Source organism: Wolbachia endosymbiont of Drosophila barbarae (genome assembly GCF_044752445.1).
Lineage (GTDB): Bacteria > Pseudomonadota > Alphaproteobacteria > Rickettsiales > Anaplasmataceae > Wolbachia > Wolbachia pipientis.
On sequence record NZ_JBIXJM010000165.1, the window covers coordinates 1 to 10302 of the forward strand.

Sequence of the window (10302 nt, forward strand, 5' to 3'; positions counted from 1 at the left end):
TCCTTTCGTCGTGCTGTTGATTCTGCCTTCCTATGACCTGTTCGGACTATTATGAGAAATGCTATAATTCAAAGTCTTTTCCTGTTGCCTTCATACTGTAATCACTCATATTAACTCCTATAAAAAATTATAATTTTCAAAATCAACTCAGCTACATTGAAATGATATGTGAAAAAAGTAATAGCCCAGTGGGCTATTACTTTTTCTTATTTTTGCTAATTATTAGCTATTTTCTATCCTAGTGGATTTAACTCTGGAGAAAAAAAGGTGTTGGGGTTTATTATGTCAGAATCCGTGAATGAATCTACTTCTTCTCTCAATTTATCGATTTTCTCAATTAAACCTGAATCTTCATCACCAATTTCCTTCTTTATTGTAGATAAATGCTGTGTGGTTTTGCTTACTACGTTATTGATATGTCTTATTATGGGATTGACTGATTCTACAAATGTGGAAACTTTTACCATCCCTGTCTTTCCTTCTATCTCTTTTAGTGGTGCCTCAATTAACTCCACATTAAATTTTTTATCTTCTGTTGAATTACTCATATTTATTAACTCCTTAAATAATAATATTAAAAATAATGTTATTCATTATCTTCTGTAATCTGCTAAACAGATATGGAGTAATCCTGAACAGTATAAGCATCATTACTGTTAAGGTAATACTCTTCATTTACTACAGAAGAATGTTGATAGCTAAATTGATTGGGGTTAACTATATCATCACCTTCCAGCAATTCCTTAAGTTCTTCAAGTTTTTCTTTCATTTCCTCTTGTTTCTTGTTTTGTTCATCAAACTTCTCTTTTAACGCATCAATAATAGCTTTAGACTGATCTTGATTGCCAAGATCACCAATCACAGCTGTCACTTTCTCATAAGGCAGTTTGTGAATGATGTCTTTAAGCTCTTCTGCACCTACGTTATCCAAAAGTTCTTTAAACTGCTCATTAGACATATTGCGAGCAAAAGCTTGAAGTTTTTCTGGATTATCAACTAAAGACTTAATGATAATCTGAATCTTATTAGAATCAGTTAAATCCTGAGCAATTGCTTCGAGTTTCTCATGATCAAGCTTATTAACTAAGTCTTTCAGTTGTTCTTCTTGCAGACTATTTACTAAAGCTTTCAACTGATCACCTTCTAATTCTTTGGAGAGTATTGTCAAGTGGTGCTCAGCCAAGTCTTTTGCAAGCACTGTAAATTGCTCGTCATTTAAAGTTTTAATAAGTGCTTTGAACTGATCCACTTTTAAGTGAGGTAAAATTTCTTTTACTTGCTCTGGATTTAAGTCTCTAACTAGAGCTTCAAGCTGAGCATCATTTAAAATAGGAACAATTATTTGTAACTTTTCTGGATTTAGTTCCTGAGCAAGAGTTTGTAATTGGTGATTGGTTAGATGATCCACTAAAGCTTGGAGTTGTTCATCTGTTAAGTTCTTTGCTAAGGTCTGTAGTTGGCTTGAGCTCAGTTCAGGAATTATTTTTTGCAGTTGCTCGTTACTAAGAGTATTGGTAAGAGTTTTTAGTTGATCGTCTGTTAGGCCCTGAATAAAAACTTTAGTAAACGCGTTTGATAGCAACAGTAGCACATCTCTTATATGTCTCTCACCGTAGTATAACATAATGTCTTGTAATACCTCATTGTCAGGTGAATCGATTATATTTCCTGCCTCGTCTGAAAAATAATATTTATTGTTGCCAGTATCTGAATCTTCCCATGTTACATATTTGTATTCCAATTTTTTTGATTTAATAGAACTGCTACACATAGTTTTGAAAGGCTGCACAAGCTCTCTTGTATATGATAACTTAGCCAACTCATTACCGTAATATACAAATGTATGGTTACTTTTTACATAATCTAAGTTAGAATCACTTTTATAATCTTTGGCTACCAGATTTCCTTCATTTTCTTCCTCCAGACATATGTAACTGTCTAGGCAAGAACTGCTGCAAAGTTTTATAGGCAATAAGCCTAGTACTACATCGTTTTTATCATCCAGCGATACAAGCTCAACTTTTTTAATAGGCATTGTAGGATCATTACCTTCAGGCCACTTTATCCTTGTAGTCGGGGTTTTTCTAAACACCTCTTTTCCAGGTATCATCTTAAAAACATGCTTTTTTCCACTCATAGGCGTTACCAATAAATTAATTGTTAGTATTCTAACATTTATTGATTAATTTATTGTTAAGTTAGTATATATTACAATTGTAATAACCAACATTACTTGTGTAGAGAAAAGTTACGAAAAGAAATAGAGATTTTCAGGGAAATAGTATAAAATCCTCATAGATTAAAATAAGCTGCTTTGACAGGTTTTGTGGCGGCTAGAGCTGTATAGACTGGTGGAGGCAAGCGGGATCGAACCGCTGACCTTCTGCGTGCAAAACAGATGCTCTACCAGCTGAGCTATACCCCCAGGTAATTCTTGCTTAAAGCATAAATCACTCAGGCTGAAATGCAAGAAATATTTATCTATTAGGCTATTGCTAAATAGTGTACAAATTCTGCAGGGTGTACACACTTCTCTATTTTTTTGTCTCCTTAGCGTTATACGTCACACCATCCAAATAAATCTGTGAACTGAAAATTAACAAGAAGTTTTCCTTTAAAAATTTTTTAACTAAATTATCACTAACACAGTATATTATATAATTTATTTAACCACACATGAAAATTTTAGTTTGATTAAAACGGATAAAAACTATATTACTATTGAGTATAGCTGAAAAATGAAATGATCCCGTAGCTCAGCCGGTAGAGCAACTGACTTTTAATCAGTGGGTCACGCGTTCGAATCGCGTCGGGATCACTCACAAATTTTGAAAAACATGCTAAAAGAACAAGACAAAATATTCACCAACCTAAATGGTAAAGAAACTCCACTACTTGAGGGTGCAAAAAAACGTGGTAGCTGGCAAAAAACAAAGGAATTACTGGATTTAGGATCAGAAAAAATCATTGATGAAGTAAAGAAATCTGGTTTGAGAGGTCGAGGGGGTGCAGGATTTTCCACCGGCCTTAAGTGGAGCTTTATGCCCAAAAATCTCCCAAAAGCATATTTAGTAGTCAATGCAGATGAGTCAGAACCTGGTACATGTAAAGATAGAGATATATTGCGATATGAGCCACATAAGTTACTTGAGGGAATTCTCCTGGCCAGCAGAGCGATCAGCGCATCAGTTGCATATATTTATATCAGGGGTGAATTTTATAATGAATATTTAGTTCTAAAAAAGGCACTTGAGGAAGCCTATAAAGAAAACTTAATTGGAAAAAATGCCTGCAAATCAGGTTATGATCTTGATGTGTTTATCCATAGGGGTGCAGGAGCTTACATATGTGGAGAAGAAACAGCTCAACTTGAATCAATTGAAGGAAAAAAGGGCTTTCCTCGCATGAAACCTCCATTTCCTGCAGGTGTTGGACTTTTTGGCTGCCCAACTACAATAAACAACGTTGAAACTATAGCCATGGTTCCAGATATTCTGAATCGCGGAGGAGAATGGTTTGCATCTCTTGGTAAACCAAATAATACTGGTACCAAGGTCTTTTGTATTTCAGGGCACGTAAACAACCCGTGTAATGTTGAAGAAGAGCTCGGAATTCCATTACGTGAATTAATTGAAAAATACGCAGGTGGAGTGCGAGGAGGTTGGGATAATTTACTTGCTGTAATACCTGGTGGGTCTTCAGTGCCATTAATTCCAAAATCTATATGTGATACTATTGAAATGGATTTTGATTCATTAAGAACTGCACAATCAGGGCTTGGTACTGCTGCTGTAATAGTGATGAATAAATCAACTGATATAATAGCTGCAATAGAGAGGTTATCACACTTTTATATGCATGAGTCCTGTGGACAATGCACACCATGCCGTGAAGGTACTGGATGGATGTGGAGGATTATGAAGAGGATGGTGGCAGGAGATATTAAGCCTGATGAAATAGATAAGCTGCTTGACCTTACAACTCAAATAGAAGGACATACAATTTGCGCACTTGGCGATGCTGCAGCTTGGCCGATTCAAGGATTAATAAGACATTTTCGCCATGTTATCAAAGAGAGAGCGATAATTTAACTTTACTTATACTTCTTAAGCCGTTTTGCTACTTAGCAACCAGAGCTAAAAAATATTGATTCCCTTCTCTTTTAGGTGCCAATTCTACCTTTGCGATATCTTCAGTGTCTCGAATTAGCCGTTCTAATTTTTCCAGTCCAACTTCAGTGTTTATAAGCTCTCTCCCTCTAAATCTCATTGTGACTTTAATTTTATGTCCGTGGGCAAGTAAGTCTCTTGCTTGACGCAATTTTGTTCCGTAATCGTGATCACCAATATTGGGACCCAGTTTAATTTCTTTTATAGTTAATGTTTTTTGTTTCTTTTTTGCTTCACTTGCTTTCTTTTTTATATCATACTTTTGTTTGCTATAATCCAGAATTTTACATACTGGAGGGGTTGAATCAGGTGCAATTTCTACCAAGTCTAAACCAACACCCTGTGCAAGCTCCAAAGCTCGTTCTATTAGCACGATTCCGACCATTTCACCACTATGATCAACTAAGCGTACCTCCTTAGCTGTGATGAATCCATTAATTCTGTTTTTATTGTTCTTTTTAACTTGCAAACTTTAACTCCCTTAATTCAAATTAATACTTTTTAACAACAATTCAATAGCCTTCTCCAAAGAAAAAGACTCCTGTCTTTCCGATCCTAAATTTCTCACTGACACAGTTTTACTTGTAACTTCATTTTTGCCTACAATCCACAATATAAGAACCTTGTTTAGACTATGCAAACGTATCTTATAACTAATTTTTTCATTGGTCAAATCAGTCTTGACTCTCACACCTTGTTCTTTTAAGACATTGCTGATTTCTGTGGCATAACCGTCAGCCTCATTTGTAATGGTTAGAATAGCAAGTTGCGTTGGAGCAAGCCAAACTGGAAATTTTCCTGCGTAATTTTCTATCAAAATTCCAATAAAACGCTCAAAAGTCCCAAGAATTGCCCTATGTAACATGACAGGGTGATGCTTGTGCCCATCTGCCCCTATATAAAAAGCTCCCAGACGTTCTGGTAAAATGAAATCAACTTGCAATGTTCCACATTGCCAGCTTCTGCCTATTGCATCTTTCAAAACAAACTCTAGCTTTGGACCATAAAATGCACCTTCACCAGGGCTCAGTTCATAACTCAAGCCCGCTTCTTTAACGGCTTCAAGCAGCGCTTTTTCAGCTCTATCCCACACTTCATCGTTACCTGCTCTAATATCTGGACGGTCTGAAAATTTCACAGAAATTTCATTAAATCCAAGCTCTGAATATACTTCTTTTAAAAGGTCACAAAACTTTATAGTTTCAGAATTCACTTGTTCTTCCATACAAAAAATGTGTGCATCGTCTTGCGTAAAACCACGCACTCGCATCAGTCCGTGCAATGAGCCTGAGCTTTCATTTCTATGGCATGTGCCAAACTCTGCCATACGTATTGGTAAATCACGGTAGCTCCTGGTGTGAGAATTAAAAATCTGCACATGACAAGGACAATTCATGGGTTTTATTGCTAACTTTTTATTCTCAGATTCGTCAACAATAAACATATTTTCACGAAACTTATCCCAATGTCCAGATCTTTCCCACAGCTCTTTACTTACTAAAATAGGAGTTTTTACCTCAAAATAGCCATTATTTATTAGCTTCTTTCTGATGTAAGACTCAAGAACATTATATAGAATATATCCTTGTTCATGCCAAAAAACCTGCCCAACAGCTTCCTCTTGGATGTGAAATAAATCCATATCCTTGGCAATTTTGCGGTGATCACGTTTCTCTGCTTCTTTGAGGCACTCAAGATAAGCGTTTAATTCATCCTTATTTCTCCATGCTGTGCCATATATTCGCTGCAACATTGGGCCCTTTGCATCACCTCGCCAGTATGCACCCGCTACTTTCATAAGTTTAAACGCTTTAACTCTACCGGTTGATGGTGAGTGCGGACCACGGCATAGGTCAACAAAATCACCTTGCCTATAAACAGTTAGGTTTTCACCCTCTGGTATGGATGAGATAATATCAACCTTATATTTTTCGCCTATACCACTAAAGAAATCAACTGACTGCTTGCGAGTCCAAACTTCTCGAACAAATCTGTGGTTACTTTTTACAATCTCTTTCATTTTCTTTTCTATTGCGGTAAGATCGTCCGTAGTGAAGGTACGATCTGTAGCAAAATCATAGTAAAAACCGTCCTGAATTGTTGGGCCGATAGTAATCTGAGTATTAGGAAATAGCTCTTTCACTGCCTGCGCCATTATATGAGCAGCATCATGCCTTATTATATCTAAACCCGCTTCGTCACTCAGTTGTATTACCTCTATCTCTGTATCAGATTCAATTTCACGTGAGAGATCATATAACTCACCATTTACTTTCAATGCAACTGCTTCCTTTAAAACATTCGGCTGTAGTATATCAAAACCAGTAATTTTACCACTGTATTCTTTTACTTTTTGTTCGGTTGAGAAAGTAATCCTAACCATAAATAAACCTATACGGACATGTAGCTTGAAGGCGGTTTGCTTCTTCCAACGGTGTCATCCCAGTGTCACGCACATAGCCATACGAACATTCATTTTCGAAGGTAAATTGCACAGCAAATGGTGTCATTCCAGTGCTTGACACTGGAATCCAGCTTTTTTGTAATTTCATTGAAAATGTTGTATAGTGTGCTTGTTCACAATCAATTTTACTGGATCCCAGTGTCAAGCACTGGGATGACACCTTTGTGTTTGAGGCAAAACAGGCCATAACATTTAACATACTGCCCTCGCAAACAAATGTTCGTACAGTTGTGTATCAGCTACTTGGATGACACCACCCCTAGTGGGCACTGCCCCTAAATCATAATGGATAACAGGGTTATAAGCTCTGAACATTAATAATAAGGTCTATTCTTTTTTAACCTGAGTGCAATTGCGTCTTCCCAAATTTCACCATTACGCAATAACTTTTCTTTATTGTACATTAGCTCCTCTCTCGTTTCAGTAGCAAATTCAAAGTTAGGACCCTCCACAATTGCATCAACTGGACATGCCTTTTGGCAAAGTCCGCAGTATATGCATTTTGTCATATCAATATCATAGCGCGTAGTGCGGCGACTACCGTCTTCTCTTTCCTCTGCTTCAATAACTATTGCTTGAGCAGGGCAGATAACTTCGCATAATTTACAAGCTATGCATCGTTCTTCACCGTTTGGATACCTACGCAACGCATGCTCACCACGAAACCTTGGACTTAAAGGGCCCTTCTCCATAGGATACCTCAAAGTAACCTTTGGCTTAAACATATATTTTAATGTAATAACAAACCCTTTAATTAACTCTACAAAAGACCAGTACCAAGCTAATTTCTTGAGCATAAAATATTTAAAACTTGTGTCAGTCATTATAAATCATATTATCAGTTTTCAAAATAAATATTTTCACCTGGGTGACTTTTTAGGTATTTTGGTTTCTTAAGTGTAATATTGCTAAGTAGTTTATATAAATAATGACAAACACAAATGAAACTATTTTCGCTTTATCGACCGTATTTGGTAAGTCAGGAGTTGCAGTAATTAGAATTTCAGGCAACTATGCGCTTAAAGCTTTAAATCATTTTCATATTAAGAAAGAAATTAAACCAAGATTTGCTACTTTAGTTGATCTATATGATGATTTCAATCAATTGATAGATAATGGAATAATCATCTATTTCCCTGCTCCAAACAGTTTCACTGGCGAGAATGTTATAGAGTTACAAGTGCATGGAAGTAAGGCAGTCATAAAAATCATCTTGGAGGAATTATCAAAAATTTTCGTTATGGCCAGGCCTGGAGAATTCTCACTTAGGGCTTTTCTAAATGGTAAATTTGACTTAACTCAAATAGAAGGAATTGCAGACTTAATTGACGCTGAGACGAAAATGCAAGCTAAACAAGCGATTAAGCAGATATCAGGAGAATTGGAGAGACTATACAGCAATTGGAGGCAAAGATTGATAACGATACAATCCAAAATCGAAGCATATATAGACTTTCCAGAGGACATTTGGGCAGAAAAAAGTGAGTTGGAAAAAATTAATAATGAAGTGCAATCTCTCGTGCGATTGATACAAGAGCATTTAAATGATAATAGACGGGGCGAAAGGTTGCGTGAGGGTTTACATATTGTAATAACTGGTGAACCAAATGTCGGTAAATCAACTCTGTTTAATTTCTTAGCCAAGCGTGATATTGCTATTGTTTCTGAATATGCAGGCACAACAAGAGATATACTTGAAGCTCATATTGACATTGGCGAATACCCAATCATTCTCTCTGATACTGCTGGAATTCGTGAGAGTTCAGATCCAATAGAATCAGAAGGTATAAGTCGAGCGAAAAAGAGGTCTTTTGAAGCTGATTTAAGAATAGAACTATTTCCTTTTGAACAGCGTCATAATATCAATTGCAACGTTGTAAATAGCGATACTATTTATGTATTGAGCAAAGCTGACGATGTTATCAATAATCACAATATAAAAATTAATGGCATAGATTTTCTACCTATTTCTATTTTAAAGGGAATAGGTACAAACAAATTGATCTCTCTCATAAAAGAGAAGGCAGAGGAAAAATTTGGGCATGATAGAGACACTCCTGTAATCACTCGGCAAAGACATAGGAATCACATGAAGAAAGCACTGGAACATTTACAACGTTTTAATATCGATAATCCAATTGAGTTGATATCTGAAGATTTGAGGCTTGCTGCATTTGAACTTGGTGCGGTGATTGGAATTATTGATGTTGAGGAAATATTGGACAGTATATTTAGCAACTTTTGCGTGGGCAAGTAAAGCTTTTATAGATTGCTTAAAATCAAATGTTGTGATAGAAAAGAAATGGACGGATGGCCGAGCGGTTTAAGGCACCAGTCTTGAAAACTGACGTACGTGATGAGCGTACCATGGGTTCGAATCCCATTCCGTCCGCACAGCATCTCGCTATGCTAGCTGATTTTTAGAGCTTATTTGGACTATGTGGTTCATAACGCTGGAAATCTTGTCTAATCTAGCCACATCTTTTAAAAATACATCCCTTTGTAAATTGACCTTGTTAGCAAAGAAAGCTAATATCTATAAATAGATCACCATCTGAATATGAAAACCGATATAGTAATAATAGGTGCAGGACCTGTTGGAATATTCACTGCTTTTCAAGCGGGAATGCTTGATATGAGATGTCATATAATAGATGTTTTGGATCAAGCAGGAGGACAATGCACAGCTCTTTACCCAGAAAAGCCAATATACGATATACCTGGTTATCCTGTAATTACTGCCCAAAAATTAATTGAGCAGCTAATAGAGCAAGCTTCGCCATTTAAGCCTATTTACCATTTAAGTCAAAAAGTAGAAAAGATTTCAAATAACGAAGATGAAAACTTTACTATCATAACGAGCATAGGTACAGAGGTAAAATGTAAGGCTGTTATTGTTGCTGCAGGTAATGGAATGTTTGAACCTAACCGTCCACCCTTAAGTGGTATATTAGAATATGAAAATAAATCTGTATTTTACAGTGTAAATAAAATTTCTGATTTTCAGGATAAAACTGTAGTTATTGCAGGGGGGGGTGATTCTGCAGCTGATTGGACTGTAGAACTTTCTAAAGTTGTGAAGAAAATTTATGTGATACATAGAAGAAAGGAATTTCGCTGCACTCCTGAAACTAGAAATAAATTAGAATCACTTGAAATTGATGGAAAAATAGAACTGGTAGTGCCATATCAATTACACGAACTAGCAGGAGGTAATGGGCAATTGAGCACAGTGATAGTAAAAAACATTGCCTCTAAGGAAGAAAAAGAAATATCCGCTGATTTTTTGCTGCCATTTTTTGGATTGTCAATGAATCTTGGTCCAACAAACAATTGGGGTATACAGTTAGAACATAGCCGCATAGTTGTCGACCCAGCTACACTTAAAACCAGTAGAGATAGGATATATGCAATCGGAGATATAGCTATTTATTCAGGCAAACTAAAATTAATACTAAATGGTTTTGCTGAGAGCGCCATGGCTTGTTATGACATATACAAAGTAATCCACAACTCTCCAGTCAATTTTCAATATTCAACTTCAAAGGGAATTCACGGGAAAGAAAAACTTCCTTGACAAACCTCGCCAGCTCCCTTATCATGAAACTGAAGCTATTGTATTTGCTTTCGCCAATCTGCAGATTAAAAGGTAAGGATTACTTAATGTAT

Annotated in this window: 9 protein-coding genes and 3 tRNA genes; 5 read left to right on the forward strand and 7 right to left on the reverse strand. The window is 36.3% G+C overall.

Features of this window, described 5'->3' with window-relative positions:
* Positions 1-233 precede the first annotated feature (233 nt).
* The 3 genes from ACIPNH_RS03170 to ACIPNH_RS03180 all read right to left on the reverse strand — a co-directional run bounded on the left by ACIPNH_RS03170 (position 234) and on the right by ACIPNH_RS03180 (position 2425).
* Complete coding sequence (locus ACIPNH_RS03170; protein ID WP_264723876.1) at positions 234-548, reverse strand: hypothetical protein; 315 nt, start codon at positions 546-548, stop codon at positions 234-236.
* Between the two features lie 62 nt (positions 549-610).
* Positions 611-2137, reverse strand: a complete 1527-nt coding sequence (locus ACIPNH_RS03175) for a magnesium transporter MgtE N-terminal domain-containing protein (protein WP_264723877.1) — start codon at positions 2135-2137, stop codon at positions 611-613.
* Positions 2138-2349: 212 nt separating this feature from the next.
* Positions 2350-2425 (reverse strand) — tRNA-Ala (locus tag ACIPNH_RS03180).
* Between the two features lie 320 nt (positions 2426-2745).
* Here ACIPNH_RS03180 and ACIPNH_RS03185 point away from each other — a divergent pair.
* Positions 2746-2818 (forward strand) — tRNA-Lys (locus tag ACIPNH_RS03185).
* A 19-nt stretch (positions 2819-2837) separates the two neighbouring features.
* A complete protein-coding gene (gene nuoF, locus ACIPNH_RS03190) occupies positions 2838-4091 on the forward strand; it encodes an NADH-quinone oxidoreductase subunit NuoF (protein ID WP_155969053.1) in 1254 nt (417 codons plus the stop codon).
* A 28-nt stretch (positions 4092-4119) separates the two neighbouring features.
* On the opposite strand, the gene infC is transcribed toward nuoF, so the two are convergent.
* The 4 genes from infC to nuoI form a co-directional block, all read right to left on the reverse strand.
* Positions 4120-4638: a translation initiation factor IF-3 gene (gene infC, locus ACIPNH_RS03195; protein WP_065094376.1), complete on the reverse strand. Its 519-nt coding sequence runs from the start codon at positions 4636-4638 to the stop codon at positions 4120-4122.
* 12 nt (positions 4639-4650) lie between these two features.
* Positions 4651-6552: a threonine--tRNA ligase gene (thrS, locus tag ACIPNH_RS03200; protein WP_265024481.1), complete on the reverse strand. Its 1902-nt coding sequence runs from the start codon at positions 6550-6552 to the stop codon at positions 4651-4653.
* Positions 6545-6832 (reverse strand): hypothetical protein, encoded by a 288-nt coding sequence (locus tag ACIPNH_RS03205; protein ID WP_264723880.1) that lies wholly within the window; start codon positions 6830-6832, stop codon positions 6545-6547. The genes thrS and ACIPNH_RS03205 overlap by 8 nt, the downstream gene beginning before the upstream one ends.
* 115 nt (positions 6833-6947) lie before the next feature.
* Positions 6948-7430, reverse strand: coding sequence for an NADH-quinone oxidoreductase subunit NuoI (gene nuoI / locus ACIPNH_RS03210; RefSeq protein WP_400771697.1), 483 nt, complete (start codon positions 7428-7430; stop codon positions 6948-6950).
* A gap of 131 nt (positions 7431-7561) precedes the next feature.
* On the opposite strand from nuoI, the gene mnmE reads away from it, so the two are divergent.
* The 3 genes from mnmE (at position 7562) to ACIPNH_RS03225 (ending at position 10210) form a co-directional block, all read left to right on the forward strand.
* On the forward strand, positions 7562-8890 hold the full coding sequence (mnmE, locus tag ACIPNH_RS03215; RefSeq protein ID WP_155969046.1) for a tRNA uridine-5-carboxymethylaminomethyl(34) synthesis GTPase MnmE: 1329 nt from the start codon (positions 7562-7564) through the stop codon (positions 8888-8890).
* 47 nt (positions 8891-8937) lie between these two features.
* A tRNA-Ser gene (locus tag ACIPNH_RS03220) sits at positions 8938-9025 on the forward strand.
* Between the two features lie 168 nt (positions 9026-9193).
* Positions 9194-10210 carry an NAD(P)/FAD-dependent oxidoreductase gene (locus ACIPNH_RS03225; RefSeq protein WP_400771695.1) on the forward strand — a complete coding sequence of 339 codons (1017 nt, stop codon included), beginning with the start codon at positions 9194-9196 and terminating at the stop codon, positions 10208-10210.
* The last annotated feature ends 92 nt before the right edge of the window (positions 10211-10302 follow it).